The sequence below is a fragment of the Streptomyces sp. SID12501 genome, assembly GCF_010550245.1.
Lineage (GTDB): Bacteria > Actinomycetota > Actinomycetes > Streptomycetales > Streptomycetaceae > Streptomyces.
The window spans coordinates 215,853-242,432 of sequence record NZ_JAAGLU010000012.1 but is presented as its reverse complement, the minus strand read 5'-3'; the positions used below and the strand labels follow the sequence as shown (position 1 = coordinate 242,432).

24 protein-coding genes and 1 pseudogene are annotated in these 26,580 nt (G+C 69.1%); 9 read left to right on the top strand and 16 right to left on the bottom strand.

The window, feature by feature from the left end; translation table 11 throughout:
* Positions 1-181 precede the first annotated feature (181 nt).
* Genes G3I71_RS16955 through G3I71_RS16945 form a run of 3 tightly spaced genes read left to right on the top strand, consistent with a single transcriptional unit; the run spans position 182 to position 1,896 of the window.
* Positions 182-595, top strand: a complete 414-nt coding sequence (locus tag G3I71_RS16955; protein WP_164315588.1) for a hypothetical protein — start codon at positions 182-184, stop codon at positions 593-595.
* On the top strand, positions 582-1,214 hold the full coding sequence (locus G3I71_RS16950) for a hypothetical protein (RefSeq protein ID WP_164315587.1): 633 nt from the start codon (positions 582-584) through the stop codon (positions 1,212-1,214). The genes G3I71_RS16955 and G3I71_RS16950 overlap by 14 nt, the downstream gene beginning before the upstream one ends.
* A gap of 40 nt (positions 1,215-1,254) precedes the next feature.
* Positions 1,255-1,896 carry a hypothetical protein gene (locus G3I71_RS16945; protein WP_164315586.1) on the top strand — a complete coding sequence of 214 codons (642 nt, stop codon included), beginning with the start codon at positions 1,255-1,257 and terminating at the stop codon, positions 1,894-1,896.
* Positions 1,897-1,974: 78 nt separating this feature from the next.
* Here the strand turns inward: G3I71_RS16945 and G3I71_RS16940 are convergent, their stop codons facing one another.
* The 4 genes and pseudogenes from G3I71_RS16940 to G3I71_RS52700 all read right to left on the bottom strand — a co-directional run.
* Positions 1,975-2,727 carry a YgjP-like metallopeptidase domain-containing protein gene (locus G3I71_RS16940; protein ID WP_164315585.1) on the bottom strand — a complete coding sequence of 251 codons (753 nt, stop codon included), beginning with the start codon at positions 2,725-2,727 and terminating at the stop codon, positions 1,975-1,977.
* A gap of 62 nt (positions 2,728-2,789) precedes the next feature.
* Positions 2,790-6,443, bottom strand: a complete 3,654-nt coding sequence (locus G3I71_RS16935) for a type I restriction endonuclease subunit R (protein WP_164315584.1) — start codon at positions 6,441-6,443, stop codon at positions 2,790-2,792.
* A 149-nt stretch (positions 6,444-6,592) separates the two neighbouring features.
* On the bottom strand, positions 6,593-7,159 hold the full coding sequence (locus G3I71_RS16930) for a Uma2 family endonuclease (protein ID WP_164315614.1): 567 nt from the start codon (positions 7,157-7,159) through the stop codon (positions 6,593-6,595).
* 276 nt (positions 7,160-7,435) lie between these two features.
* Positions 7,436-7,741, bottom strand: a pseudogene (locus tag G3I71_RS52700) (ATP-binding protein); the annotation flags it as partial.
* Positions 7,742-8,136: 395 nt separating this feature from the next.
* Here G3I71_RS52700 and G3I71_RS16920 point away from each other — a divergent pair.
* A complete protein-coding gene (locus G3I71_RS16920) occupies positions 8,137-8,991 on the top strand; it encodes a helix-turn-helix transcriptional regulator (RefSeq protein WP_164315583.1) in 855 nt (284 codons plus the stop codon).
* A 4-nt stretch (positions 8,992-8,995) separates the two neighbouring features.
* A complete protein-coding gene (locus G3I71_RS16915) occupies positions 8,996-9,199 on the top strand; it encodes a DUF397 domain-containing protein (RefSeq protein WP_343242979.1) in 204 nt (67 codons plus the stop codon).
* Here the strand turns inward: G3I71_RS16915 and G3I71_RS16910 are convergent.
* The 5 genes from G3I71_RS16910 to mnmA form a co-directional block, all read right to left on the bottom strand.
* Entirely contained in the window at positions 9,168-10,355 is a 1,188-nt protein-coding gene (locus tag G3I71_RS16910; protein ID WP_164315581.1) for a hypothetical protein, read from the bottom strand. The two genes, G3I71_RS16915 and G3I71_RS16910, sit on opposite strands and share 32 nt — an antisense overlap.
* Positions 10,345-12,960, bottom strand: a complete 2,616-nt coding sequence (locus tag G3I71_RS16905; protein WP_164315580.1) for a class I SAM-dependent DNA methyltransferase — start codon at positions 12,958-12,960, stop codon at positions 10,345-10,347. Before G3I71_RS16905 ends, G3I71_RS16910 begins: the two co-directional genes overlap by 11 nt.
* A gap of 120 nt (positions 12,961-13,080) precedes the next feature.
* On the bottom strand, positions 13,081-13,848 hold the full coding sequence (locus tag G3I71_RS16900) for an RloB family protein (RefSeq protein ID WP_164315579.1): 768 nt from the start codon (positions 13,846-13,848) through the stop codon (positions 13,081-13,083).
* Positions 13,849-13,870: 22 nt separating this feature from the next.
* Positions 13,871-15,160, bottom strand: a complete 1,290-nt coding sequence (locus G3I71_RS16895) for an ATP-binding protein (protein WP_164315578.1) — start codon at positions 15,158-15,160, stop codon at positions 13,871-13,873.
* 119 nt (positions 15,161-15,279) lie between these two features.
* On the bottom strand, positions 15,280-16,407 hold the full coding sequence (gene mnmA / locus G3I71_RS16890) for a tRNA 2-thiouridine(34) synthase MnmA (protein WP_164315577.1): 1,128 nt from the start codon (positions 16,405-16,407) through the stop codon (positions 15,280-15,282).
* 60 nt (positions 16,408-16,467) lie between these two features.
* Between mnmA and G3I71_RS16885 the strand changes: the two genes are divergently transcribed.
* Together G3I71_RS16885 and G3I71_RS16880 are read left to right on the top strand one after the other, a co-directional pair.
* Positions 16,468-17,133, top strand: coding sequence for an N-acetylmuramoyl-L-alanine amidase (locus tag G3I71_RS16885; RefSeq protein WP_164315576.1), 666 nt, complete (start codon positions 16,468-16,470; stop codon positions 17,131-17,133).
* Between the two features lie 224 nt (positions 17,134-17,357).
* Positions 17,358-18,833: a multicopper oxidase family protein gene (locus G3I71_RS16880; protein WP_164315575.1), complete on the top strand. Its 1,476-nt coding sequence runs from the start codon at positions 17,358-17,360 to the stop codon at positions 18,831-18,833.
* A 145-nt stretch (positions 18,834-18,978) separates the two neighbouring features.
* Here the strand turns inward: G3I71_RS16880 and G3I71_RS16875 are convergent, their stop codons facing one another.
* The 3 genes from G3I71_RS16875 to G3I71_RS50350 all read right to left on the bottom strand — a co-directional run bounded on the left by G3I71_RS16875 (position 18,979) and on the right by G3I71_RS50350 (position 20,805).
* Positions 18,979-20,142 (bottom strand): cysteine desulfurase family protein, encoded by a 1,164-nt coding sequence (locus tag G3I71_RS16875; protein ID WP_164315574.1) that lies wholly within the window; start codon positions 20,140-20,142, stop codon positions 18,979-18,981.
* 229 nt (positions 20,143-20,371) lie between these two features.
* Positions 20,372-20,647: a DUF4190 domain-containing protein gene (locus G3I71_RS16870; RefSeq protein ID WP_164315573.1), complete on the bottom strand. Its 276-nt coding sequence runs from the start codon at positions 20,645-20,647 to the stop codon at positions 20,372-20,374.
* A gap of 5 nt (positions 20,648-20,652) precedes the next feature.
* Complete coding sequence (locus G3I71_RS50350) at positions 20,653-20,805, bottom strand: hypothetical protein (protein WP_203730513.1); 153 nt, start codon at positions 20,803-20,805, stop codon at positions 20,653-20,655.
* Between the two features lie 125 nt (positions 20,806-20,930).
* On the opposite strand from G3I71_RS50350, the gene G3I71_RS16865 reads away from it, so the two are divergent.
* A complete protein-coding gene (locus tag G3I71_RS16865) occupies positions 20,931-21,557 on the top strand; it encodes a TetR family transcriptional regulator (protein ID WP_164315572.1) in 627 nt (208 codons plus the stop codon).
* A gap of 95 nt (positions 21,558-21,652) precedes the next feature.
* Here the strand turns inward: G3I71_RS16865 and G3I71_RS50345 are convergent, their stop codons facing one another.
* Positions 21,653-22,024 (bottom strand): hypothetical protein, encoded by a 372-nt coding sequence (locus G3I71_RS50345; RefSeq protein WP_203730511.1) that lies wholly within the window; start codon positions 22,022-22,024, stop codon positions 21,653-21,655.
* 200 nt (positions 22,025-22,224) lie between these two features.
* Positions 22,225-23,112, bottom strand: a complete 888-nt coding sequence (locus tag G3I71_RS16855) for a thioesterase family protein (RefSeq protein WP_164315570.1) — start codon at positions 23,110-23,112, stop codon at positions 22,225-22,227.
* 144 nt (positions 23,113-23,256) lie between these two features.
* Here G3I71_RS16855 and G3I71_RS16850 point away from each other — a divergent pair, with 144 nt between their 5' ends.
* Positions 23,257-24,516: an esterase family protein gene (locus G3I71_RS16850; RefSeq protein WP_164315568.1), complete on the top strand. Its 1,260-nt coding sequence runs from the start codon at positions 23,257-23,259 to the stop codon at positions 24,514-24,516.
* On the opposite strand, the gene G3I71_RS16845 is transcribed toward G3I71_RS16850, so the two are convergent.
* Positions 24,413-25,081, bottom strand: a complete 669-nt coding sequence (locus G3I71_RS16845; protein ID WP_164315566.1) for a trimeric intracellular cation channel family protein — start codon at positions 25,079-25,081, stop codon at positions 24,413-24,415. The genes G3I71_RS16850 and G3I71_RS16845 overlap by 104 nt on opposite strands.
* 63 nt (positions 25,082-25,144) lie before the next feature.
* Positions 25,145-26,536, bottom strand: a complete 1,392-nt coding sequence (locus G3I71_RS16840) for a M1 family metallopeptidase (protein WP_164315564.1) — start codon at positions 26,534-26,536, stop codon at positions 25,145-25,147.
* Positions 26,537-26,580 lie beyond the last annotated feature (44 nt).

The following is a 26,580-nucleotide window of genomic DNA, read 5'->3' as shown; positions in this document are numbered from 1 at the left end:
CACCACACCGCCACCACCGGCGATCGTGATCATCCAGTCGCACTGGCGCCGAACCCACCAAGCACGCGCACAACGCTGCCACTACGCCACCCGCGACAAGCGAGATCGCGAGTCACGGCTGTAGTACTGGAAGGACAACACCCTGAAGCCCGCCCCCGACACCCACTGGTGAGGAATGACAATGGACCTCAACTCGGCGCATCGCATTGTCGAGGCCGAAGCCGCGCGTACCGGTCTCGGCACCGGACCCAACCGGCGGCTCCGACTGACGCTGTTCATCGGGATGCCGCTTTTCCTGCCGGTACTGGGAATCATGATCCTGGTGCCGAAGTCCCTGATGAACGACGTGCTCTACGTCTATGAGGCCGCGATCATCGGCTGTCTCCTGCACTATGTGTGGGTTTTCGTGAAATATCCTCGGCTCACGGACCGTCCGCCCTACCTCACCCGGGATCTCGCCATGGGCGGCGGCTTCTTCCTGCCCTCGCTGTTTTTCGGCTTCTGGCCCGGCATGATCGCCGCTCCGGCATGGGCACTCTTCGTGGGCGTTGCCTACGCCGTGGAAGTGACACGGGGGCGCGATGACCACCGTTGAGCACCGTCGGCCCCCGAACGGTTTCAACCTGGTGCCGCCGCCCGGCTGGGACGTCATTCCGCTTCGCGCGGGCACCAAGGAAGCGATGGACCGCATCGTCCGGAAGGCCGTCGCACAATTGCCCGTCGGATTTCCCAAGGACGACATTCCGAAAGCCCGGATGAAGCTCATTCAGGAGATGAAGAAGGTCGTCCGCCGCGCCGGCGCAAAGGGAGGCATGACCCTCTACCTCCCCACCGAACGTCTCCACGGCATCGCGCTGCCCGTTTCGTTCGTGGCCTCGGAGCCGATCGAGATCCCCCGGGTAAGGCCGGACAGCGGTCCGGAGGCGGTCCTGGCCGCGCTCGCCTCCGAGATCCCCGGTGCCGAGACGCGGACGCTGGACGACACCGCGGCCCTGCGCTCGGAGCGAGACGTACCGGCCAACGCGGCGCAGGGCGTCGATGTCGCTCACCGCCGGGTCGAGTACTTCTTTCCGGTCCCGGACAGCACCCCCGACCAGTACCTCACCTTCTCATTCAGCGCCCTGATCGCGTCCGGCTCGGATCCCGCCTTCTACGACACCCTCGTGGAGTTGTTCGATGCCGTGATGGGCACCTTCCGCTGGACCTACGCCTGAAGGCTCCCTTCTGCCGTACCTCCGAAGAAAGAGACCGCCCATGTCCGAAGGCACCCTGTGGAGCACCGACCTCGGCGCCCCGCTCCATATCGACACGGATGCCAGCCCAGACATCTGGGGCTATATCCATCTCCAGATCGACAAGAAGACCTTCAAGGAATGGCTGGACCTGCACCTGATCGGCTTGGCCGCCGTCCACGACATCGAACTCACCCGCAAACTGCGGCGTTTCCACAAGAGTTTCTACGAGCAGACGATCGTCACGCTCCGGGACAAGCTCCAGGCCGACGAGGCATTCGTCTACCACCTTGTTCCACTGACATACATGCCGCTGGTGATGCACGCCACCCGCCTCCAGTGCGATGCCGGTGACGCGGCCTCCTGCGAGGGAAGCACCGCGTTCACGGTGCCGAACCCGGAAATCCCCGAGTGGCAGCAGCGAACCGGCAGCGCGCCCTTCGCCTCTCCGCACCTGGGCGCGGACGGGCTCCGGATCACGCGCTCCTACCCTGCGGACAGCACCATCATGATGACCTCGGTGACGTACCACTGGCACACCCCGCCCGGCCTCCCCGACGTCCTGCTCCGCGGCCACCACGACGATCCGGAAGTGATCGCCGCCGCGATGGAGGCACTGGACGACTTCGCGCGGACGCTCCGGCTTCCCGGGACGGCCCGTTGAAGTCGCCCGGGCCGCCGCCCTATTGACGATCACTGGCGCGCAGCTTCCCGTGCAGAACGCATCGAAGCCGAGCACCGGCTAGTGCCTTGGCGAGGAGACAGCTCCGCGCCACAGTCGCGGCTCCTCCTGCGCGAACTGCCGTTCGCGCACCTCTGCGTCGGGTAGCGCGAGCCGGACGGCCCGTCGGAAAGCCGCTCCGTGGCCGGGGTGCTTGAGGTGGCAGAGCTCATGGATCAGGACGAGGTCCACCAGGGCGACCGGCAGTTGTATCACCGCCCAGTGCACGGTGATCGCGCCCTCAGGAGAACAGGCACCCCAGCGACGGCCGAGGTCCCGCACCTCGACGCGTGCCGGATCACGCACTCCGGCCAGTGACGCCAGCGGCTGCGACCGGGCAGCGAGCCAGCGCTCCCCGCGGCTGCTGTACCACTCCACGAGGGGCCACGCGTCAGCGGCGGCCGACCTCGATCGGGGCAGCTCCAGCCATCCCTGTCGCAGTCGTACGTGACCGCTGCCGTCGTAGGGAGTGAGCCTGAGCCGGTACCGGCGGCCCAGGTAGGCGAAGCTCTCGCCGCCGATCAGGTCCCTGACCGGTTCGGCCGCCCGCAGGTCCTGACGGCGGCGGACCTCGGCGGCGAGACGCGGCATCCGGCCACGCACCGCGTCGGCGATCTCTTTCGGATCCGCGCCCGCGGGAATAGCGAAGAGCACCCGGCCGTCCTCGGCGATCTCGATGCCGAGAGTACGGCGCCGTGGCCGCACGACGACATCCCACCGCCACCCCCCCGGCACGGGAAGATCAGCGATGGCCTGTTCGACGACGGTACTCACCCGCACTTCCTACCATCCGGCAACGACATCACCCCGCCTGGCGGTCACCAGTGGTCACCGAGTCAGGTGTCCGCGCCGTCCGCCTCGTCGCGCGGCTGGTATCCGAGGAAGTACTCGTACCTCTCCACGGCCAGCTCCGTCAGATGGCTCGCGAGGTCGCCGATGTCGTCCCAGTCCATGTCGAGCCAGATCTCCAGGTGCTCGCGGAGTTCGTTGCGCATGCGGTTACGGGCAGGGGTCTGCGTGCGTATCTGCGGACGCCGGACGAGTACCGACATCTCCCTGGTGAGACCGCGGGCCGCCCGGATCAGATCGGTGCCCGGCGGCCACGGTTCCCGCCCGGCTTCCTCGCCATGCTGCTGGAGCAGTCCGAGGACCAGCCGTTCGGTCCGGGAGTCGAGGCCGTCGCCGTCCTCCGGCTGCCCCTCCGCCGCGACCACGTCCCCGACCAGACGCGTCAGGTCGGCGGCTGCCTGCTCGAAGTCGTCCCGCATCCGCGCGATGATCTCTTCGAGCCGGAGACTGAACCGTTGGTAGCCCGCCCGGTCGCCGCCGATCTTCGCGGTGATGCGCAGCTTCAGCGAGCCCGTCATGTACGAGCACCGCGCTCGGGGGTCGGCGTTCGCGTCGACCCGTTCCATGAACGCCGGATCGGTGAGTTCGACGGGTGGAATCCGCTGCCGGATCCCGGTGGTCTCGATGTGCTGCGAGATGAGCCGGCGCACCTTGGCCCCGTAGCGGCGCGGGCTGAACTGTTCGCGGCCGTCGAGGTAGCGGCGTCTGGCCATGTACTGCAAGGTGCCCAACTGGCCTGCGAGGGCACGGTATTTCAGTGCCTCCGGGTCCGGCAGGACCGCGTTGAGCGCGGTCAGGAAGTCGCGGACGCGTTCGTCGAACTCGCCGCGCCGCAGCGGGTCGTCGAGGCGTTCGCCGAGGAAGTCCTCCCACTGCGACTCGTCGCCGGGGTCGGTGACGTTCTGCCCGGCCAGGAAGCGGGTGACCTTCGCCCCGAGGTCTTCCAGGAGGGCCTTGGCGGCGGCGTCGGACCGCAGCAGCAGTCCGTCCCGGTCCGGGCTGCGGCCGTCGGGCTGCGGCCCCTGGTAGTCCGGCTGGAGGTGGTCCACGGACACGTTCGGGTAGCCCAGCACGTGCCGCAGATGCTCCTGGTCGTAGGAGGCGAGCGAGCGAGCCAGTTCGGGGCCGATGCCGATGTAGTCGACGACCTTGCCCCACTTCTTGGCCGGGTAGGGCCGGTTGGTGCGGGCCACGGCCTGCAGAAGCCCCGCGCCGGACAGCTTGCAGTCCAGGTAGAGGACCTGCTCGACGGGTGCGTCGAAGCCGGTGAGCAGCATCGACTGGACCACCAGGAAGGCCATGGTCTCCGGCGGTGCGCTGCCTTCCGTGTCCGGCGGCGCGGGCGGGCCGCTGTCCGCGGGCAGGTCGAGATCGACGTTCCACACCTGGCCGCCGCTCGCCGGGGTGCCGACGCCGGACGGCTGCAGCCCGTGCGTCCTGACGTTCCATGCCGGGTCGGCCGTGATGTCGCGGGGAGGCAGCCCTTTCTTGAAGCGCTCGATGTGCGCGTCCTGGTGGCTCTTGGTGATCCACGGCCGCCACGCCTCCGGGTCGCTGCTTCCCTGCCTGGCCGGGGAGACGACAACGGCCGCGTCGAGCGTCCTCAGCACCTCACGGTCCGGCAGGAGCATAAGGAGTGCCCGCTCCTCGTCGTCGGCTTCGAGCGCGGCCATGGGGTCGGCGATCAAGGCCGGGTCGAGCGCGTCGAGGCGGGCGACGAGCCGGGCGCAGGCGGCGAGCAGCGCGGTGCGGTAGCGGACGGCGGCGAGCCGGGAGGCGGTGGCGATCTGCGCTCCGAAGCGGTCGGGCAGCGCGGTACTGGCCCAGTGTCCGAGCATGTGCTCGGCCTTGGCCTCGATCACCGAAGGGGCTTCCAGGATCTCCGTGCGGCGGCCGAACTTGCGCAGCACCTTGGCCCGCAGCTCCGGATCGGACGGCACCTTCTCGTCGAACCGGGCGTCGAGGGCGAGTTGTTCGATGACGTCGAGCGGTACGGCGTACGCCTCGTAGCGAACGGGCACGACGGACCGGTCGAGTTCGGCGTCGCGGAGGGTGTACGTGTCGGCGTACGGGCCGAAGATCTCCTCACTGCGTTTGCGGTTGTCGCTGATCACCGGGGTGCCGGTGAAACCGACGAAGGTGGCGCGCGGGAGCATGGCCCGCCAGCGGGCGCCCTGCCATTTGTCCTGGCCCCGGTGGGCCTCGTCGACGAGGACGACGACGTGGTGGTGGGGATTGGCCACCCGGTTCTGCACGTACCCCTCGCCGTCGCCACGGTCATCGTCATCGTCGGGGGCGGCGTCGGGCAGTGACTCCTCCCGGCCGTCGTACGCGGTGTCGTCGCGCTGTGCCTTCTGCAGGGTGACGAGGACGACGTCCCCGACGTCCACCTCCAGGTACTTTCTGGCCCGCTTGACGCTCGGTGCGCGGTGCACCTTCTCCTCGGTGGCGGCGAGGCTCGCCCCGATCTGCTTCTCCAGGTCGATGCGGTCGGTGACCACGACCACCTTGTGCGATTTCAGAGCGGGACGGCTGCGCAGGTGCCGGACCAGGAACGCCATGGTCAGGCTCTTGCCGGAGCCCTGGGTGTGCCAGACGACACCGCCCCGGTGGCTGACGGCCACGCCGGCCGCCGCCTGCCGGTCCCGCTCCTCCAGCTTCCGCGTGAGCGCCTTCACCGCCTTGAACTGCTGGTGGCGGCCTACCAGTTTGACCGTACGTTGACCGCTGCCGAGCCGGGTGGTGAAGTCCCGTACCAGGTCGAGGAGATGGGCAGGGCGCAGCATCCCGGCGACGAGGATCTCCTGGTCGGTGAGGGCCGCCGACGCGGGCTTGCGCACCTCCTCGCGTACGTGGTCCTCACTCACGGGCGCGACCGTGCGCCAGGGGGCGAAGTGCCGGGGTTCGGCGGTGACCGTGCCGGTCTCGGCGTGGTCACGGTCGGTGCCGACCAGGACCTGTGCGAAGCGGACGAACTCGGGTACGGCGGCGGGGGAGTTGACGCCCGCGCACCGGAGAACCTGGTCGACGGCGTCGTCCAGGGCGGCCCGCACGTCTCCCTGAGGGCCGGACACCACGGGCGCCTTGCACTCGATCACCACCCAGGGCAGCCCGTTCACGAACAGCACGAGGTCGGGCGTGACGGGAGTGGCGCCCTTCCGCTCGACCCGGAACTGGGAGACGACGAGCAGGTCGTTGCCGCCGCCGGGCGTGTCCGGGTGCTCCCCGAACTCGCCGTCCCAGTCGACGAGTCGTACGTGTTCGGGGTCGCCCTTCGTCCAGCCCGGCAGGGTGCGGGCGTTGCGGCCCTTGCGGAGGAGGTCGGTCACCTCCAGGTTCCCGGCGACGCCGCGTTCCCTCGGGCCCTGCCCCGGCGCGGTGCCCTGGACCAGGGCGAGGAGGTGGTCGAGCTGCGCGTCGCTCAGCCAGGGTTTTCCGTCCGACGGCCTCGGGTTGATCCTGGCCACGGTGGCCTTGAACCGGTCCGCGTACACGACGGTCTCGAAGCTCGTACGGTCCGATGCGGGCGGCGCGGTGGCGGGTGCGGCGGTCGGGCCGCCCCGGAGATGGGTCCAGCCCATCGCCGTCAGCTGCTCGATCAGCGGCCGCTCGGTCCTGACGTACTCCGGCTGCTCCCCCATGCGCCTGCCCTCCCGGCCACCGGCCTCGATCCCCGCCCCATGCGGGACAGCTGATCGAAACCCTATAGGCGGCGGGGAGGAGCGGCACCGGGTGTGCAGATCAGGCCGCGAGCACCGGGGGCGGCGGCCGGAAATCACCTGCTCCTTGCTCAGAGGCGCGTGGTGTCCAGGACGATTCCGAAGGGCTCGGGCAGGGTGACCGGGGCGCCGAAGGGGTGAGGGCCGTCGGCCTTGGTGTAGCCGAGTCCGCCCGGCTCGGAGAAGAGAGTGAGTTCGCGGTTCTGACGGTCGACCAGTAGGTACAGCGGAGCGCCGTACTCGGCGTAGCGCTTGCGCTTGGTAATGCGGTCCGTGTCGGCGTTGGACTTCGAGGTGACCTCGACCGCCAGAAGCGTCAGATCCGGGGTGACAACGATGTTGTCGTCCTGCGCGAGTTCCTCGGGGACGACGGCGATGTCCGGGACGTACCAGTTGGGCGAGCCGGGGAGGTCGATGTCCCCGGAACCCTCGACGCAGCCGAGTTCGTCGACACGGTCCTCGATCTGACGGCGAATGACCCGTGTGGTGCGTTCGTGGTCCCAAGTCGGCGGCACGGGTTGGATGATCCCTTCGATGATCTGTACGCGGCTGCCGGCCATGTACCTGATGGCGTGCTTCAGAGCACGCTCGTGATCGATGTCCGCGTACCTGTCGTTGGGCTGCGGGTGGGTGCTCATGGTGTCGTCGCCTTCTCTCGCGGAACGGCTTGATCGGTTTACCACGGACACTGTGAGTCCTGGACCGGGACGCAGGCAGTGTCCCCGTACGGGTGATGAACACTGCCGGCGTCGGCGGCGGGGAGGTACGGCACCGGGTGTGCGGATCAGGCCGCGAGCACCGGGGGGCGGCGGCCGGAAATCACCGCCAAGGGCGAGCTCGAACCAGATCGTCTTGCCGCCCGGCCCGCCGTTCGGCCCGTCGACGGACCCGCAGCCGCCCCACCGGTCGGCGAGACTCTCGATGATCGGCAGCCCGCGACCGCAGAGGGCGGTGGGATCAGGCATCGCCGATCCCGGCGCGAACGGAGGCAGATCCGGACTCGCGTCCCAGACGCTCACGCGGAGCGCGGGACACAGCCAGTGCATCCGGACGATGACCGGACCCTTGGTGTGCCGCACCGAGTTGGTGGCAAGTTCGCAGGTCAACAGCTCGGCCCGGTCGGCGAGTTCACCGATCCCGTGCGCGTGGAGTACGGCCCGGACGGCACCCCGGACGATCCGGGGACCACGTGGGTCGCAGGGGAAGTGGATCTCGTACACCCAGGGGGCGGTGAACGGGATCGGGGCGGGGTGGTCGCCGTAGGTGGCGTCGTAACTGACGGGGTGGGTCGGTTCGTTGCTCGGTTCAGTGCTCTGTTCGTTGCTCTGTTCGTTGCTGCTCACGAGGGTTTACCTCCGTGGTGCGGTACGGGTTCTTTGGGGCGCCTGTCGCGAACTGCCGGATGGCGGTGGCAATGCCGGGGTCCTACCTTCCGGAAGGCAGGGGGGCCGGTGCGCTTCCACTGGGCGGCGGGGACTGGGGCGGCGCGATTAACAAGATACTGCAAGATCACATAACGTTGCTACGCGATTACACAGAAGAGTTAACCTTTGGATTCCGGTAGACCGTGAATCATCAACTCGGCACACTGTGCGCGAGCACAAGGAGAGGCTTCATGTCACCTCGGCAGACCCCGACCATCCTTCAACGCAGGTTCGGCACCGAGCTGCGACGGCTCCGCGAGGCGGCAGGCATGTCCGCGCCGACAGCCGCCGGGCTGCTGGGCACGGACCGCACGGTCATCTCGAACGTCGAGGCCGGCCGCTTCGGCATCAGCGAAGAACGTCTGCGCCGCCTCGCCAGCATCTACGAGTGCGACGACGCCGACCTCGTCAACGCCTTGGCAGACCTGACCGGCAGTCGCAAGACCGGCTGGTGGGAGGAGTACCGAGGCAAGATCCCGCCTGGCTTCCTGGACGTCTCCGCGCTGGAGGACTACGCCGTCGGCCTGCGCACCGTACAGATCGCGCACCTGCCCGGCCTGTTCCATACCGAGGAGCACGCCCGCGCCATCTTCGGGTTGTTCTTCCCTCCACTCGCCCGCCTGGAGATCGAGCTGCGCGTGGCACACCGCCTGGCGCGCCGAACCGTGGTGACCGGTGACTCACCCATCTCCTACTCGGGTGTCGTCCACGAAGCGGCCCTGCGCATGCAGTTCGGCGGTCGCGATGTGGCCAGGGCCCAGCTCCAGCATCTGCTGGAGTCCAGCGAACGCCCCAACGTCACGCTGCGCGTGGTTCCCTTCGAAGCAGGCGGCTTCCCCCTGCTCGGGGATTCCTCCGTGCTGTACGCCGAAGCACCCAATCCCCATCTGGACACGGTCCATATGGACTCCCCCGCAGAGCCCGTGTTCCTCGACTCACCAACCCAACTAGCCAACTTCCGGACGCGGCTGGACATGGCGGAGAAGGTGGCGTTGACTCCCACCAAGTCCAGGGACTTCGTCCGCAAGATCGCAAGAGAGCTGTAAAGAGGTGTCTCACGTGCCTGGCCCGCAGTGGTTGAAGTCTTCCTACTCCGACTCCGGTGGCAACAACTGCGTCGAGGTCGCCTCGGTGCGGACAGGCGTTGCCTTGCGGGACAGCAAACGCCCGGCGAACGTGTTCGTCACGGGCCGGGCGTCATTCGGTGCGCTGATCGAGAGCCTCAGGTCCGATTCACTCGGGACCGGCCGCTGAGCAGGTCTTCGACTACGGCCCGTTGGGTGACACGGAGCTTGTCGAGCAGTGCTCGTACAGTGGCGACCCGCCGGTCAACCGACGTGACTGCGTCGACCGCCTTCTGCTGCTCTGCAATCGTCGGCAGGGGGATACTCAGCGATTGCACTGTGCCCGCGCTGATCTTGACCATGCTCTCACTGGTTCCTCGTGCGCCTGCCTGCACATCACGCCGGACGCGGGAAGAACCAAGTACCAGCTCCAGGTACGCGGTGAGGCATCGGTCCTCGTCCGGCCTCAATCGCATCATGAGGTCCGGATAACTGCACGGCTGACCGACATCCCTGAAACGTACGGCGAGGCCCACGAGTTCACGGGTGTTGGCCCGGCTCATCAGCAAGTCTCCGTCAGCCAGACGGAAGCGCTCAGCGAGCGGCGACTTCGGGATCCGCTTCAACTGGCGAGGAACGAACCCATCGTTGGTCAAGCAGCCGAGCCCCAGAACGAGCATCCCGGTCCACTCATGGACCTCGGACGCCGAATAGCCGTTCTTCGGGCTCTCAGTGAGTAGGTCACCAAGTCGTGCATCAAGCCCTCCGGCCTGTTCGTCGACGACCCCTCTCCGTAGCGTGGCCAGTTTGGCCAGCTCTCGCTCCAGCGCCCCGATCCGCCGCTCGAACGCCTCGTGCGCGGCGACGATGTCGCGTTGTTCGGACAGCGGCGGCAAGGGGATCCGCAGGTCCCCGACCAGAGACGCACTGATCTTGACCATGCTCTCGCTCGTGCCGCGCGCTCCCGCCTGAACCGCCCGCCGGACAGCTGCAGACCGGAGCACGATCTCTAGGTACCCGGAGAGGCACTGCTTCGCCTTCGGGCGCAGCCTCATCATGAGGTCCGGGTAGATGCACGCCGCCCCGATTTGCGTGAAGCGGCCTGCGAGGCCGACCAATTCACGCGTATTGGCCCGGCTCATCAGCAAGTCTCCGTCAGCCAACATGAACCGGCGTGCCATCGCGCTGTCCGGCACGTTCTTCAACTGGCTCGGCGCAAATCCTCTGGGTGTCAGGCACCCGAGCCCGAGCGCCTTGAGCCCTGTCCACTCCGGAACGTCCTTCGGCGAGTAGCCGTTTTTCGGCGGCGTCTCCAGCACGCTGGCCAGTCGAACCTCAACGCCCATAACCCAGCACCCCCAGCCACTCCGCAAGCCCCTTCGCCGCGTCGTCGCCAGTCTCTTCCAGGTCCGTCAACGACACCGCGTACTTCTCGGCCCAGCGTCGGAAGGAGGCGACGATCTCGCGGCGGCCCGTCGCAAGCGCCACGTTCAGGCGTTCGGACAGGTCGCGTCGAAGAACCGCGAGGCCGACTTCCTCCGGGCCGCCCGGTTCGGACAACTTCCCATCGGCCGCCTTCTTGAGCTTCAACAGGAAACTGTCGTCCAGTTCCTTGCGCTTCTTGCGCGCCGCTGTCAAGGCCTTCTTGGCCGCTGCCAACGCCTTGTCCAGGGCGGCGAGTTGCTCCGGGGCGACCGGCTCCGCCGGTTCACCGGACTCGGACTCGTCGTCCGTGTCCGTACCCGCGTCCACCACCGCCGACTTCGCCTCAGCCGCCGTCTTCGCCGCGGCCTCCGCCTCCGCGAGAGCCTTGTCGGCCACCTTGACCGCCTCCAGGAACTCCGGGATCAACTCCCGTACCACCGGCTGGTCGAGGGCCCGGCGCCGCTCCGCCGGGGAGACCGACGAGCGCTTCGCATCCTCCGCGCCGTCACCTGGGACCGCCGGGTCGACGATCGCCTCGACGGAGTCGACCCAGCCTTCCAGGACCCGCTCGAAGCCGCCCGCCGCGAGGGCCTTCATGTCGTAGCGGTTCTCCGTCCACCACGCGGCGACGATGCCGGCCGTCGTGAACTCGTCCAGGACCCCGGCCCCGCCGACCGCGGCCGTGAACCCGTCGAGAAGCCCGCTGCGCAGGTCCATCAACTTCCTGTCCGCCGCGAGCCGCGCGAAGAGACCGGAGCTCTTCGACCACCACTCGTCGTACGTCTCGCGCAGCTCCGCCTCCCGCGCGTATGCCAGTCGCGGAATACGGGCGGCCGTCGCCTCCGCGCCCTCCGGCAGGAAGTCGTAGTAGTCACCTGAGCCCGTATCCGTATCCGCGTCACCGTCCCGGCGCGCGAACAGCGAACCGGCGTCGACTCCGTACGCCTTGAACAGCCCCTCCTTGGCCGCGACTTCGGTGACGGGCACACCCCCGTACAGATGCGCCCGTACGTCCTGCGGCTCCGCGGGCGGTGAATTGTCCACCCAGCGGCGGATGTTGAAGTTCGCCTCGGGGACGCCCTTCGCGTCGGGGGCGAGGAGCTCGTCGCGGTGGACCTCGCGCGAGTAGCCGTCGATGAGGCGCCATTCGCGGAAGACCGTGACGATCTTCTCGACGTGTTCGGGGCCGAGTTCGTTCTGGTTGCGGCCGGGCGTGAAGTCCCGGTCGGCGTTGATGAAGAGGACCTTCTTCAAGCGCTTCGGGTCGGTCTTCCCGTGCCGGGGCCGCAGGATCAGGATGCAGGCCGGGACGCCCGCGCCGTAGAACAGGTTCGGGCCGAGGCCGATGACGGCCTCGACGCAGTCGTCCTCCAGCATCCCGATACGGATCTCGCGTTCCTTGCCGCCCCGGAAAAGCACCCCGTACGGCATGACGACGGCCGCCCGTCCGCCGTCCTCCTCCAGAACCGACACCATGTGCTGGACGAACATCAGGTCGGCCTTCTTGCCGCTGCCGGGCGTCCAGCCCCAGTGCATCCGCTTGCCGTGGTCCTCGTCGGCCTCGGCGACGGCGTCCTCGTCGTACGGGAGCGAGAACGGAGGGTTGGACAAGATCGCCGAGAACTTGCGCAGCCGCCCGTTCTCGTCGAGGTGGAGCGGCTCGGCGAGCGTGTCACCGTGCTGGAGGTCGAAGGTGTGGATGCCGTGCAGGACCATGTTCATGCTGGCCATGGACCAGGACGGGCCGTTCTTGTCCTGCCCGTTGACCGACAGTTCCTCAGGGTCGCCGCCGTGTTCCTCGACGTGCTCGCGGGCCGCGACCAGCATGCCGCCGGAGCCCGCGCACGGGTCGTACACCGACTCCCCGGGCCGCGGGTCGACCAGGCGCACCATCATCCGTACCACCGAACGCGGCGTGAAGAACTCGCCGCCGCGCTGGCCGGCCGTGTCCGCGAACCGGCCGAGAAGGTACTCGTAGGCCGCACCCAGCATGTCGGGGAACTCGAAGTCCTCGTTGCGCAGCCGGTAGAGGCTGAAGTGCCGGACCAGTGAACGGAGTTCGGGATCGGTGAAGCGCGGCTTGGTGCCGACCACCTCGTTGAAGCTGATGTGCGAGGCGATGCCCGCGAGCAGGTCGTTGCCCTCCTGCAGCGCCACCAGAGCCTCGTCGAGGCCCTGGCCGACCTTCTCGGTGAGGGCCATGATGCCGGGCGCCGGGCTCTGCGGCGTCTCCGGGTCGTGGTGCGGTCCACGCCACCAGCGCGCTCGCGGCGGCACATAGAAGACGCGCGGATAGGCGGCCGGGTTGTTCGCCTTGGCCAGCGCCTTCTCCTCGTCGCCGCCGGTCTGCGCGAGCCGCTCCTCGTACACCCGCTTCCACTCCGGCTCGAACTCGTCCGAGGCCCGCTTCAGGAAGAGCATCCCGAAGATGAAGTCGCGGTACTCGGAAGCGTCCATCCGACCGCGCAGGATGTCGGCGGCCGAGAAGAGATGGCGTTCGAGCTCGGGCAGGGTGATTCTGGCCACGCGCTGATCCTTCGTAAGGAAATGGAGGTGCTACGGCAGATTAGACGGCCCGCCGGTGCGGGAGTTAACCCGCGCGGAACCGGACAACCGCCGCTGTACACCGAGGCGCACGACCGTCGCTCAGACCTCGACTATGCCCAGACTCACCAGGAGTCGCCACACGTCCGTGGACGGGTCGCGGGTCAGGACCTCGCAGCTCTTGGCGTGCCCCGAGCGGGCGGCCCGTTCCTTGTCCGAGCGACCGTACTTCGGAGCCTCGAACGTGGCGTTGGCGGGCTTGCACGAACCGTGCTCACACTGACCGACCAAGGCTCGCGCGTGCTGCACCGCCGCCGCCTCATTGTCCTTCAGCGCCTTGGTGCGGGCGTCGCCCAACCCCTTGTCGGGCTTGTCGAACCGCTTGTACGCGGGGTCGGCCTTGCGCAGCTTCTCCAGGACGTACGTGTTCTTCGCAGCGCCCTGGGCGCCACCGAACGGCTGGAAGTGCAGCAGCAGCCACAGCTCGAACGAGGGGTGGGAGAAGCAGACCTCGGTGTCCGAGTCCGCTGCGGCCTCGAACGCCTCGGGGATGTCGTGGTGGCTGTCCCGGTCGAAGAGCACCCAGGTCTCGTCCTCCCCCTGCGCGGCCTCGACCACCGCCTTGACGGTACGGGACGGGATCAGGCCGTCGGCCTTGCGGACCGGCTTGATGGTGAAGGCCGGTCGGCCCGTCTCACTGTCCCCGCTCCCGAACTGCTTGTTGAGGTACCGCAGGTAGTCGTACTCGGTCACCTCGCCCTCGCATCCCACGTACAGCACCCGCTCGCGACGTGAGTACCGCGAAGGAGGCGCCTGCGGCGGCATCACCGTGCTCGCCGCGTCCTTCTTCGACCTGCGCTTGCTGCTCATGCTCCGTGCCCACCCCGCCCGCTCACGCCGTCGCTGCCGCCTTCTCCTCAAGCCAGGACACCTCGCGGGCGATCTCGCCCGGGGTCACCCGAGGCACCCCTCCGTACCGGCCACGCAGATAGCCGCGCTCCAGGTCCTCGCCCTCCTCCGGATGGGCGGCGACCAGCGGATACAGCTCGCTCACGCCGGACTTCGTCTTCGCGGTGAGCCATACCTGATCGCGGCCGAGCGGACGGTCCAGCACCGCGTTGCCGAGCAGCGTGGCGTCGTGGGTGGTGAAGATCAGCTGGGCGCCCTTGGTGTTGGCCCTGCGGTCCTGGAAGAGGCGGACGACCTCGGCGGCCAGCGTGGGGTGGAGACTGGAGTCGAGCTCGTCGACCAGCAGCGTCGTCCCGTTGTCGAGGACGGTGAGCATCGGGCCGAGGAAAGCGAACCAGGCGTGCGTACCGAAGCTTTCCTCGGTGAGGAAGTCCAGGGCCACCGCTTCCGCCCCCTCCGTCCCGTGCCGAAGAGAGACCGCACCGGTGTCCGGGTCGAGGTCGAAGCCGGTGACGCCCAGGTCGGCGGCGGCCAGGAGCTGGACGAGTCGTTCGCGGTAGCCGGTGTTGTCGTGGAGTTCGGTGAGACGGCGCTTGGTCCAGTCGGTACGGTGACTGATGTCCTTGCCCGGGGTCATCAGCCACAGGTTGTTCAGGAACCAGCGGTGCAGGGCGGACAGTTGAGGGTCGTTGAGGGTGGCCGCGGTGGAGAGGAAGAGGGCGTTCGGCCGGGTGAGCGCGACCAGGTCGTCTCGGCGGCCTGTGAAGGCCGGGCTCTCGAAGAGGTACTCGTCGCCGTCCTCCGCCGGGCGGTCCGCTTCCCTGTCGAACCAGACCTGCCGGACGCCGCCCGGATAGGCGTGCAGCCATTCGGCCTCGACCCGGTCGTCGGAGAGTTCGAAGCCGTACGTGTAACGGACGGGGGTGCGGGCGCCGAGGACCAGGTCGACCTCGAAAAGGGTGGTCTCCTCGGCGCTGGCGGCGTCCAGCTTGAAGGGCTGGCGGTGGGGAACCCCGGGATACTTGGCCCAGTCGGCGAAGGAGGTACGCACCGCCTGCCGCATGTCGTCGAACGCGCTGAGCAGGTTGCTCTTGCCGGAAGCGTTCGCACCGAAGATCCCGGCCACCGGTAGCACCGACACGGACTCGCCACCGTCCTGAGCGATCCCGCTGTCACGCGCGATGCTGTCGGCACCGGCTGCTGCGGCGACAAGTGTCAGCTCGGCCTCGCCCCGGATCGAGCGGTGGTTCGCGACTCGAAAGCGCAGGAGCACCGTCCACCTCCCGAAGGGGCGGGGAGGTCCCGCCGCCGGCTCACACTGTGCGGACCTTCCGCGACGGCCAGCCTATGCCGAGTAGTCGGACGGTGCCAGCTCCTGCGAGCCCTCGATGATCACGCCGTGGCGCCCGCCGCGGCCCGGTTCGTCGTGGCGATCGTCGCCGAGCCGACGACGCGGGTGCCGTCGTACAGGACGATCGCCTGGCCCGGCGCCACCCCGCGCACGGGCTCGGTGAACGTGACCTCCAGGGTGCCGTCGACCAGTTCGGCACTCACCTCGGTCTCGCCGCCGTGGGCGCGCAGCTGGGCGGTGTAGGTGCCGGGTCCGGTGGGGGCCGCTCCGCACCAGCGGGGCCTGATCGCGGTGAGGGCGTCGACGTCGAGGGCGGCGGCCGGACCGACCGTCACCGTGTTGTCGACCGGGGAGATGTCGAGGACGTAGCGCGGCTTGCCGTCGGCTGCCGGGGTGCCGATGCGCAGGCCCTTGCGCTGGCCGATGGTGAAGCCGTACGCGCCCTCGTGCGAGCCGATCTTCGCGCCGGACTCGTCGACGATGTCACCCTCGGCGCGGCCGAGGCGGCCCGCCAGGAAGCCCTGGGTGTCGCCGTCGGCGATGAAGCAGATGTCGTGCGAGTCGGGCTTCTTGGCGACCGCGAGGCCGCGCCGCTCGGCCTCGGCGCGGATCTCGTCCTTCGTGGTGACGGTGTCCCCGAGGGGGAACATCGCGTGGGCGAGCTGCCGGTCGTCGAGCACCCCGAGGACGTAACTCTGGTCCTTGGCCATGTCGGAGGCGCGGTGCAGCTCGCGCGTGCCGTCCTCGTGGACGATCACCTGCGCGTAGTGGCCCGTGCAGACCGCGTCGAAGCCGAGGGCGAGGGCCTTGTCGAGGAGCGCGGCGAACTTGATCTTCTCGTTGCAGCGCAGGCACGGGTTCGGGGTGCGCCCCGCCTCGTACTCGGCGACGAAGTCGTCGACCACGTCCTCGCGGAAGCGCTCGGCGAGGTCCCACACGTAGAAGGGGATGCCGATGACGTCGGCCGCGCGGCGGGCGTCGCGGGAGTCCTCGATGGTGCAACAGCCACGCGCGCCCGTGCGGAACGACTGCGGGTTCGCCGACAGGGCGAGGTGGACGCCTGTGACGTCATGGCCGGCTTGTGCCGCGCGGGCGGCGGCTACGGCGGAGTCCACGCCGCCGGACATGGCGGCCAGTACGCGGAGGGGCTGCTGCGAGGTGTGAGTCATAACCCCTCAAGGGTACGGGGCGCCGGGAACCGGGGCGCGCGAGTATCCGTTCACGCTGACATGGAGGAAACACAGTCTGCGCGGGACGGCGACCGGCGGATCGGACGGCGCTCCCTGCTCATCGGCGGGGCGGTGGCCGCCGTCGCGACCGGCGTGCTCGCGCGGGACGAGCTGACGCGGCTGTGGTGGCGGATGCCCGGGGTGTCCAAGCCGCGCAAGGAGGGCGACGTCGACTACGCGGGGGCGCGCTGGGTGGCGGCCTCGTCGGCGAACTGGCGGATGGCGGACCGGCCCGACGACTACGACGTGGACCGGGTGGTCATCCACGTCACGCAGGGCAGTTACGCGAGCGCGGTGAAGGTCTTCCGGGACCCGGCGCACGGCGCGGCGGCGCACTACATCGTCCGGAGGAACGGGCAGGTCACGCAGCTGATCCGCGAGCTGGACGTGGCGTACCACGCGGGCAACCGGGAGTACAACGAGCGGAGCGTCGGCATCGAGCACGAGGGCTTCGTGGAGAAGCCGGAGGACTTCACGGACGCGATGTACGCCGCCTCGGCGCGGCTGACGGCGAGGGTCTGCGCGCGGTACGGCATACCCGTCGACCGGGAGCACATCATCGGGCATGTGGAGGTACCGGGCACGGACCACACCGACCCCGGGAAGGGGTGGGACTGGAAGAGGTACCTGCGGCTGGTCGAAGAGGCCTCCACCAGCACCACCTGAAGATCATCGTGATCTATGTCACAGCCACGTAGATCGTGAGCGATTGATGAGCGCCGGCCGCCCGAAGTGTCCCGTCCCCCGATGCTGACCAGCCCGACGCCAACTCGCATTCACTCTCATGCAGTTGAGGATCGGACAGAGGCTTCCGGTTTCCACAGGTTCCAGGGGAACTTCCCAAGTTCGGCCCAGTCTTTACACAGCCCTTAGCCCAAAGCTCCGCTGCCATGAGCGAATCGAAGAGCAAGGGTCTGCACCGGCGGAAGTTCCTCGGCGGAATGGCCGGGGCGGCGGGGCTGGCGGCCGTCGGCGCGGCGGGGGCGACCTTCGCCCTGCTGACCGACGGCAACGCCTTCAAGGCCTCGGCGGCCGGCACCACCCTGAACATCCCGGACCTGCTTGAGGGCACCACCTCCGACGGCACCACCACGTTCACCCTGACCGCGCAGACCGGGACGCACGAGGTGGTCAGCGGCGTCAGCAGTACGTCGGCCGGCTACAACGGGTCGTACCTCGGCCCGACCATGAAGTGGACCAACGGCAGCACCGTCCTGCTGAACATCACCAACGACCTGGGCGCCGACACCACCGTCCACTTCCACGGCGCCCACATCCCGCCGAAGATGGACGGCGGCCCGCAGAACGCCTTCGCCGACGGTACGACCTGGTCGCCCACGTTCGAGATCAAGGACGAGGCCAAGACGCTCTGGTACCACCCGCACGCCCTGGGCACCACGGCCGAGCAGGTCGTCCACGGCCTGGCCGGGATGATCATCGTCGAGGACGACTCGGACGCCTCGGCCGCGCTGCCCAGCGAGTACGGCGTCGACGACATCCCGCTGGTCCTGCAGTGCCTGGCCTCCAGCACCTCGGGCGACGTCAAGTACGACCTGGCCGGCTACCTCACCTCCGGCCTGGTCTATCCGGTGCTGTGCAACGGCACCAACGTCGACGCCACCACCCTCAGCTTCACGGCCACCAAGACCCGTACACGGTTCCGGGTGCTCAACGCCTCACCCTCCGACATCATGACCATCCAGCGCAGCGACGGCGGGACCCTCACCCAGATCGCCACCGACCAGGGCTACCTGACCACGGCCGCCGAGGTGACCTCCATCCGGCTGGTGGCGGGCGCCCGCGCCGAGTTCGTCCTCGACCTCAGCGCCGCGGTGACCCTGCAGACCGTCGTCACCACCGGCTGGGTGCGCGGCGGCAGCGGCACGTACAACTTCCTGACCGTCACGCCGGACGCCTCCGACACCCCCGCCGACCTGCCGAGCGCGCTCAACACGATCACCCGCTACGACACGACCGGCTTCACCGCCCGCACGATCACCCTGGGACAGCAGGGCACGACGATGCTCATCAACGGCAAGGCCGGGACCACCATGGCCGGGATGGCGATGATCTCGACCACCCTCGACGCCGAGGAGATCTGGACGGTCACCAACTCCACGCAGCTGGAACACTCCTTCCATCTGCATGACGTGCCGTTCCAGCTGATCTCGATCAACGGAGTCGCGCCCACCGGCACCGACCTGGGCTGGTTCGACACCTACGAGGTGGTCGGCGGCGGCTCCATCAAGATCGCGATGAAGTTCACCGACTTCACCGACTCCACATACATGTACATGCTCCACTGCCATCTGCTCCAGCACGAGGACGAGGGCATGATGGCCGCCCTCATGGTGCTGGACAGCTGACGCCGGCCGGCGGCCGTCACGCGTCTGCCGTCGCCGTCGCCCAGCGGCACGCCCAGGGTGTCGGCCCCGCCGGGAGAGGCCGTCGGCCCACCCGGTCACTTCAGCGGCGCCACCTGACGGACCCGTCACCGAAGTGGCCCCCCGGCTAGCTCAGCCCGGCCGCCCGCGCCCGTTCCACCACGGGGCCGATCGCCTTCGCCACCGCCTCCACATCCGCCTGCGTGGAGGTGTGGCCGAAGGAGAAGCGGAGGGTGCCGCGGGCCAGGTCGGGGGCGACGCCGGTGGCCAGGAGGACATGGCTGGGCTGGGCCACACCGGCCGTGCAGGCGGAGCCCGTCGAGCACTCGATGCCCTGGGCGTCCAGGAGGAGCAGCAGGGAGTCGCCCTCGCAGCCGGGGAAGGTGAAGTGGGCGTTGGCGGGCAGCCGGTCGGCCGGGTCTCCGCCCAGAACGGCGTCCGGCACCACTCTGCGCACCTCCTCGATCAGGGAGTCGCGCAGGGCGCCGATCTCGTGCGCGAACCACTCCTGCTGCTCGGCGGCGATCCGACCGGCCACCGCGAAGGACGCGACGGCCGGCACATCGAGGGTCCCGGAGCGTACGTGCCGCTCCTGCCCACCGCCGTGCAGCACGGGTACGGGGCTGTACTCGCGGCCCAGCAGCAGCGCGCCGATGCCGTACGGGCCGCCGACCTTGTGGCCGGAGACGGTCATCGCGGCGAGCCCGGAGTCGGCGAAGGAGACGGGCACCTGACCGAAGGCCTGTACGGCGTCGGCATGCAGGGGGACGTCGAACTCGCTTGCCACATCGGCGAGTTCACGGACCGGCATGATCGTGCCGATCTCGTTGTTGGCCCACATCACGGTGGCCAGGGCCACACTGCCGGGGTCCCGGGCGATGGCCTCGCGCAGGGCGTCGGGGTGGACCCGGCCGTGCGGGTCGACCGGCAGGTACTCGACGACTGCGCCCTCGTGCTCGCCGAGCCAGTGCACTGCGTCGAGGACGGCGTGGTGCTCGACAGGGCTGGCCAGGACACGGACGCGGGCCGGATCGGCGTCCCGCCGGGCCCAGTACAGCCCCTTGACGGCGAGATTGTCGGCCTCGGTGCCGCCGGAGGTGAACACGACCTCGCTGGGCCGGGCGCCGAGCGAGTCGGCGAGCGCCTCCCGGGCCTCCTCGACCGTGCGCCTGGCTCTCCGGCCGGCCGCGTGGAGTGAGGAGGCGTTACCGGTGACGCCCAGCTGCGCGGTCATTGCCTCGACCGCCTCCGGAAGCATCGGGGTGGTCGCGGCGTGGTCGAGGTATGCCATGGTCCCGTGATTCTACGGCGCCCCGATGACGGGGCCGGGGGCGCGTAGGGCTTGAGGCGCTACGGCGGGTGCGCTCCGGCCGTCTCGTGGTCGCGCGGGGCAGTCCGTGTGGCCGGAACCGGTCATCGGGGCGAACGTCGGTTCCGGGTGCCCAGCAGTCGTACGACGTCCACGACCCGGTGCGCCGCGAACCTGCTGCCCGCTCCCGCCCGGCTTCCCCCGACGTCGGTCAGAAGCTCCACGAGACGGTGTTGTCCACCTGCATGAGGGTGACCAGTACGACCAGGTCGGCGATGCCGAGGCCGAGGCCGAGCCAGGCGCGGCCGGGCCTCTTCGTGCCGCGCCAGAGGGCGACGACGGCCAGCGCGATGGCGACGGGGCCGAGGAAGATGTTGAGGACCAGCAGGCCCAGCAGTCCGAGGACGAAGGACGCGACGGCCATGCCGTCGGCGTCGCGGGGGGCGGTGCGCTCGGTACGGCCGGTGGCCGATGCGGTGAGTTGCATGGTGATCAGCTCCGACGGGCGAGGCGCTCACGGAGCGCGAAGACGGCGAGCCAGGCGGCGATGCCGGCGGCGGCCAGGACGGTGAACGAGACCGGGAGATGGGCGACGGTGCCCAGCACCATGCCCAGCAGCAGAAGGACGGCCACGAGGAAGAACATGGGAGGAGATCCCTTTCGTTCGTTACAGTTCAGTGAACGCTTGTAGTAACACTTGTTCACTGACTCTCGAGTCTAGCGCGTCTCCCGGCTTTTCAATTACAGAGAACAGTTGTTAACTGCATGGCATGAGTCACACTCTCGGCATCCGACAGGTCCAGAAGCAGAAGACCCGGCAGGCGCTCCTGGACGCGGCGCTCGGCCTGTTGGAGGACCAGAGCCTGAGCAGCCTCGGTCTGCGCGAGGTCACCCGCGCCGTCGGCGTCGCCCCGACCGCCTTCTACCGGCACTTCCGCTCCACCGCCGACCTCGGCGTCGCCCTCGTCGAGGAGGCGCTCGGCAGCCTCCACCCGATGATCGGTACGACGGTGTCCGGATCCGGCGACAGCGAGGACCGCATAGTCCGCGCGGTCGACCTGATCGCCGGTCACGTCCAGGCGCAGCCCGCCCACGTCCGCTTCATCGCGCGCGAGCGGCACGGCGGGGTCCTGCCGGTCCGCGAGGCCATCCGGGACCAACTGGCCCGGTTCGCCGAGGAGGTGCGGGACGCGCTCGCCGAACAGCCCGAGTCCGAGGGCTGGACGGAGGAGGACCTGCTGATGCTCGCGGGCCTGTACGTCGACCAGATGCTGGTGACGGCCTCCCAGTTCCTGGAGACGCTGGACGCCACGGCGGCGCGACGCGAGCAGGTGGCCCACCTGGCAACCCGTCGGATGCGCCTCATCGCCATCGGCCGCGGACACTGGCTGGCCTGACCTGCGCGGAACCCTCCCGGAACACACGTGGGCGGCGCGCCCGTCCGTCGAGCGCGCCGCCCATGTCGTACCCGCGAGGCCCCTGGGGCCTGTCGTCAGCCCTGCTGCTGAGCCTGCTGACCCTGGCCGCCGCCGGGGCCACCACCACAGCCACCGCCGCCGCCCTGGCCGCCACCGCCACCCTGGCCACCGCCGCCGGGGCCACCGGACGGCATACCCGAGGGCGCACCGGACGGAGCCGCGCCGGTCGGAGCGCCCGATGGAGCCCCTGAGGCACCGCTGGTCGGCGCACCTGACGGGGCACCACTGGGCGCACCCGAGGGAGCACCGGAGGGGGCCTGGCAACTCTGCCCGGAGGTACCGGAGTTGCCGCTGTTCGAGGACGACGAGTCACCGGAACCGCAGGCGGCCAGCAGCGGGGACAGCGCCAGCAGGGCCACGGCGGGGACGAGACGCACACGGTTCATGAGAAACAACTCCAGGAAGATGAAAGAGTTTCGAGGCGGGCATCGAATCAACGACACCTAGTGCTTCCTTGAGTGCGCCCTGTTCCCTGCCTGTGCGCCAGGTAAAGCACGCCTATAGAGACGCGCCTGACCTGGCCCTTCTCTCCGGAGAGCCAACTACCCGCTGATACAGGTCCGTGACAGAAGCCCCCGCGCGGCCCTCATCCGAGCCGTACGCTCGCCAACTGCCGTGACTGGGCGACGAGTCGGTCCGCGCTGTCCCAGACCTCGGCGTCCTCCTCCAGGAAGCCGCCGGCCAGGTTGCGGGTCGTTATCGACACGCGCAGCGGACCCGGGGCGGGCCGGCAGCGCACATGCACGGTCAGTTCGACCGTCGGGACCCAGCCGGACAGGCCGATCTCGAACGCGGTCGGCGGCAGCGCGTCGACGGCGAGGAGCAGCGCGAGCGGGTCGGCGTCACGGCCGTCGGCGAGCCCGAACCAGGACCGCATCTCCCCCTTGCCGGAGGGCGCGCCGAGCGCCCAGCCGAGGGTGGACGGGTCGAGCTTGAGCATCAGCCGGTCGGCGATGGCGGAGCCGCCGGGGACCGGGCCGGGGCCACCCGACGGCAGTCGGATATCAGATGCAGTCTGCGGGCCGAAGCACTGGTCCATGGGCGGCAGCGCGGGCGGCTCGGCGGTCGTGCGGACGTCGTCGGGGAGGGCGTCCAGGTCACCGTAGGAGGCGAGGACGCGGATCCGCTCGACCTCCTGGCCCTGGTCGTCGTACTGGAAGAGCGAGGCCGTGCCGGTCGACAGCGACCGTCCGGTGCGGACCACGTCCGTGCGCACGACGGCCGGACCCGGGCGGGACGCGGTGAGGTAGTGCGCGGAGACACTGAACGGGTCACCGTGCGGGAGGGCGTCCGCGAGCGCGCGGCCCAGCACCGCCAGCAGATAGCCGCCGTTGACGGCGCCGAGGACGGTCCAGCCGGCGGAGAGTTCGGTGTCGTAGACACCGGGCGCGCGACGGATGACGGCGGTGTCGCGGTCGAACTCGCTGTCGCCGATGGTGGCTCGCGCGGTCTGCGCGGTAGCTGCTTCTGACATGCGTGAACGGTACAGTAAGAAAATACTAAGCGGTAGCTTATTTCTGGACGGGCGAAATCACCCCTTGGTAAGTGCCCGGAATGTCTTGGGTAAGGGTTCGTCCGCAGCCGTGACCTCCAGCGCCGGATCGGCCTCCTCCCAGACATGAGCCTCACCGGTACGCCGTTCCTCCTCACGACGATCGCGCTCGTCGCCGTCGCCGTTCTGCTGCCCCTCGCCCTCTGGTCCCGGGTGCGCGGGCCCGCGCTCGTGCGTGGCGCCGCCCGGCTGCTGATGGTGCTGTTCGCCCAGGCCACGGCGGTCACCCTGGTGTTCCTGCTGGTGAACAACTCCAACAACCTGTACGACACCTGGGGCGACCTCCTCGGCACCGGCAACCACGTCCAGGCCGCCGCGAACCTCGGTCCCGACGGCACCGGCGGTATCTCGCTGCGCAGGCTGCCGAAGGTCAAGCAGACGTTCCACCTGGCCAACGGGCCGGGCATGCACGCGGCCGGCGGCGTCGACGTCACCGACCTCAAAGGTCAGGTCTCGGGCGTCGACGCCGAGGTCTACGTCTGGCTGCCACCGCAGTACCACGAGGCCGCCTACCGGCACCGCAAGTTCCCGGTCGTCGAGCTGCTGCCTGGCTACCCGGGCTCGGCGAAGTCCTGGTTCGGCTCGCTGCACGCGCCCCAGCAACTGCTGCCGCTGATGAAGAGCGGCCAGATCACGCCCTTCATCCTGGTGTCGCCCCGCACGACTCTCATCGCCGACGCGGACACCGGGTGCGCCAACATTCCGGGCCGGGTCAACGCGGACACCTGGCTCAGTGTCGACGTACCGAAGATGGTCACGGACAACTTCCGCGCCGAGGGCGGGCCGGGCGGCTGGGCCGTCGCCGGGTATTCGGCCGGAGCGCACTGCGCTGCCAAACTCGCCGTCGCGCACCCCGACCGCTACCGGGCCGCGGTGTCCATGTCCGGCTACAACGACCCGGCCGGCGAGCCCCTCTCGCTGGCCGCCCGGACCCCTCAGCTGAGGGCCGCGAACAACCCGTACGTGATCCTCAAGCACGACCGCGTCCCGCCCGCCGTCGCGCTCTACGTCTCCGGCGAGTCCGGTGACGGCTACGAGGCCGGCATGGCCCTGCAGAAGGTGGCGAAGGCGCCGACGGCGGTGGACGTGGTGTATCTGCCGCGCAGCGACGGCGGGCACAACATGGCGCTGTGGCGGCCCCAGATCACCACGGTGTTCCGCTGGCTGACCCAGCAGTTCGACGCGGGCGGCCGGAAGGCCGACGGCGGCTCCGCGACCGGCTCTACCCGGCGGACTCGTCGTCACGAGCCGTCGACCGCCGGTGCCACGCGCGCGGAGCTCGCCAGTGGAACCGCATCGCGAGCAACCGCGGTACGAAAGCCGTGACGACCGCGAACCCGCTGGTGTACGGGTTGAGAACGTCGTAGCGGATACACAGGACGGCCAGCGCCGAGCCGACGATCGCCGGGACCGCGTACAGGTCGCGGTCCCAGCGCAGCAGCGAGGGGACCTCGTTGGCGAGCACGTCACGCAGCACTCCGCCGCCCACGGCGGTCGCGAGACCGAGGGCGGCGGAGGCGGTGAGGCCGAGACCGTAGTCGTACGCCTTCACGGTGCCCGTGACACAGAACAGCCCGAGCCCCGCCGCGTCGAACACGTTCACGCCCGCCTGGATGCGCTCCACCTCCGGGTGGAGGAAGAAGACCAGCAGGGCGGCGAGCAGCGGCGTCAGGAAGTACCCGAGATCCGTGAACGCCGCCGGGGGCACCGCCCCGATGACCAGATCCCGCAGCAGCCCTCCGCCCAGCGCGGTGACCTCGGCGAGTACGGCGATCCCGAACACGTCGAAGTTCTTCCGGACGGCGAGCAGGGCGCCGGAGATCGCGAAGACGAAGATGCCTGCGAGGTCCAGGGTGTGCTGGACGGAGGGACTGAAGAGCTGCTGAATCACCCCCACATTCTTACCCGGAACCGAGCGTGCACCTTACAAAACAAGGCCAGATGGCCTGACTGCTTAGATGACGGGCTTGCCGGTCGTGAAGAGCCACGTCTGGAAGAGGTCGTCGAGCTGCTTCCCGCTGATCTTCTCCGCGAGCCGGACGAAGTCGTCCGTGTTCGCGTTGCCGTACCGGTGGAGTTTGGTCCAGGTGGGCAGGAGCTTGAAGAAGGCGGCGTCGCCGATGCGTTCGCGGAGCACCTGGAGGGTCATCGCGCCGCGCTGGTAGACGGCCGAGGCGAACATGGTGTCGCGCTGCGGGTCACCGACGACGGTCTGCCAGAAGGCGCTGGTGTCGGGGCGGGCGTTGTACCCGGCGAGGAAGGAGTCGTGCGCCGAGCGGGTGCCCTTGTGTTCGGCCCACAGCCACTGGGAGTAGGTCGCGAAGCCCTCGTTGAGCCAGATGTCCTTCCAGCGCTCGGTCGACACGGAGTCGCCGAACCACTGGTGGGCCAGCTCGTGCACGATGGTCGTCTCGCTGCGCACGGCCGAGTACACCGGCTTCGTCTGCGTCTCCAGCGAGAACCCGGCCGCCGGCATGTCGTCGACGATCGCGCCGGCCTCCTCGAACGGATAGGGCCCGAAGACCTGCGACCAGTAGTCGGTGGCCTCGGCCGTCACCGCGTACACGTCGACGCTGTTGCTGCCCGCGAGCACCGGGTCGATGGCCACGTAGATCGGCGTACCGCCGGGCGTGACGCCCGTCCTGACGTCGAACTTCCCGATGGTCGCGGTGGCGAGGTAGGTCGCCATCTGCTTCTTCTCGCGCCAGTGGGTGTACGTCGAGCCGCCCTTGTCGTACGTCGAGACCAGCCGGCCGTTGGAGACGGCGGTCAGCCCCTTCGGCGCCTTGATCCGGATGTCGAAGGTGGCCTTGTCGGCGGGGTGGTCGCTGGACGGGAACCAGGTGGAGGCGGCGTTGGGCTCGCAGGCGACGAAGACGCCGTCGTCCGTCTTCATCCACCCGTAGCTGGAGCCGAAGACGATGGGCCCGCCCAGCGGTTCGGGCACTCCGCCATAGGTGACGGCGACCTCGAAGTCCCGCCCCTTGGACAGGTGACCGCGGGGCGTGATGCGGATCTCGTCGCCCTCGCGCGTGAACTGGGCGCGTCTGCCGTTCACTTCGACCCGCGTGACCTCCAGCTTCTGGAGGTCCAGGTCGAAGGAGGAGAGGTTCTGGGTGGCGCGGGCCGTGATGGTCGTACGGCCGTCGAGACGGTCGGTGTCCGGGTTGTACGCGAGGTCGAGGGTGTAGTGGCGGGCGTCGAAGCCGCCGTTGCCGAGCTGCGGGAAGTAGGAGTCACCGATGCCGTCGGCGCCGGGGGCCGGAGCGGAGGAAGCGGCGATGACAAGGAAAGAGGCCGCCGCGGTAGCGAGGGCCCCTAAACGTGCCGAACGGGAGAGCGCCATGAGTCGTCCCTTTCGAGCGTGTACCAGTCGGATAAGACGGACAC

What these genes read in the sequence shown, in the direction of transcription:
- G3I71_RS16955 (WP_164315588.1), top strand. Translation starts at nt 182, where the DNA reads ATGGACCTCAACTCGGCGCATCGCATTGTCGAGGCCGAAGCCGCGCGT.
- G3I71_RS16950 (WP_164315587.1), top strand. Translation starts at nt 582, where the DNA reads ATGACCACCGTTGAGCACCGTCGGCCCCCGAACGGTTTCAACCTGGTG.
- G3I71_RS16945 (WP_164315586.1), top strand. Translation starts at nt 1,255, where the DNA reads ATGTCCGAAGGCACCCTGTGGAGCACCGACCTCGGCGCCCCGCTCCAT.
- G3I71_RS16935 (WP_164315584.1), bottom strand. Translation starts at nt 6,443, where the DNA reads ATGGGGGAGCAGCCGGAGTACGTCAGGACCGAGCGGCCGCTGATCGAG.
- G3I71_RS16930 (WP_164315614.1), bottom strand. Translation starts at nt 7,159, where the DNA reads ATGAGCACCCACCCGCAGCCCAACGACAGGTACGCGGACATCGATCAC.
- G3I71_RS16920 (WP_164315583.1), top strand. Translation starts at nt 8,137, where the DNA reads ATGTCACCTCGGCAGACCCCGACCATCCTTCAACGCAGGTTCGGCACC.
- G3I71_RS16910 (WP_164315581.1), bottom strand. Translation starts at nt 10,355, where the DNA reads ATGGGCGTTGAGGTTCGACTGGCCAGCGTGCTGGAGACGCCGCCGAAA.
- G3I71_RS16900 (WP_164315579.1), bottom strand. Translation starts at nt 13,848, where the DNA reads ATGAGCAGCAAGCGCAGGTCGAAGAAGGACGCGGCGAGCACGGTGATG.
- mnmA (WP_164315577.1), bottom strand. Translation starts at nt 16,407, where the DNA reads ATGACTCACACCTCGCAGCAGCCCCTCCGCGTACTGGCCGCCATGTCC.
- G3I71_RS16885 (WP_164315576.1), top strand. Translation starts at nt 16,468, where the DNA reads ATGGAGGAAACACAGTCTGCGCGGGACGGCGACCGGCGGATCGGACGG.
- G3I71_RS16880 (WP_164315575.1), top strand. Translation starts at nt 17,358, where the DNA reads ATGAGCGAATCGAAGAGCAAGGGTCTGCACCGGCGGAAGTTCCTCGGC.
- G3I71_RS16875 (WP_164315574.1), bottom strand. Translation starts at nt 20,142, where the DNA reads ATGGCATACCTCGACCACGCCGCGACCACCCCGATGCTTCCGGAGGCG.
- G3I71_RS16870 (WP_164315573.1), bottom strand. Translation starts at nt 20,647, where the DNA reads ATGCAACTCACCGCATCGGCCACCGGCCGTACCGAGCGCACCGCCCCC.
- G3I71_RS50350 (WP_203730513.1), bottom strand. Translation starts at nt 20,805, where the DNA reads ATGTTCTTCCTCGTGGCCGTCCTTCTGCTGCTGGGCATGGTGCTGGGC.
- G3I71_RS16865 (WP_164315572.1), top strand. Translation starts at nt 20,931, where the DNA reads ATGAGTCACACTCTCGGCATCCGACAGGTCCAGAAGCAGAAGACCCGG.
- G3I71_RS50345 (WP_203730511.1), bottom strand. Translation starts at nt 22,024, where the DNA reads ATGAACCGTGTGCGTCTCGTCCCCGCCGTGGCCCTGCTGGCGCTGTCC.
- G3I71_RS16855 (WP_164315570.1), bottom strand. Translation starts at nt 23,112, where the DNA reads ATGTCAGAAGCAGCTACCGCGCAGACCGCGCGAGCCACCATCGGCGAC.
- G3I71_RS16850 (WP_164315568.1), top strand. Translation starts at nt 23,257, where the DNA reads ATGAGCCTCACCGGTACGCCGTTCCTCCTCACGACGATCGCGCTCGTC.
- G3I71_RS16840 (WP_164315564.1), bottom strand. Translation starts at nt 26,536, where the DNA reads ATGGCGCTCTCCCGTTCGGCACGTTTAGGGGCCCTCGCTACCGCGGCG.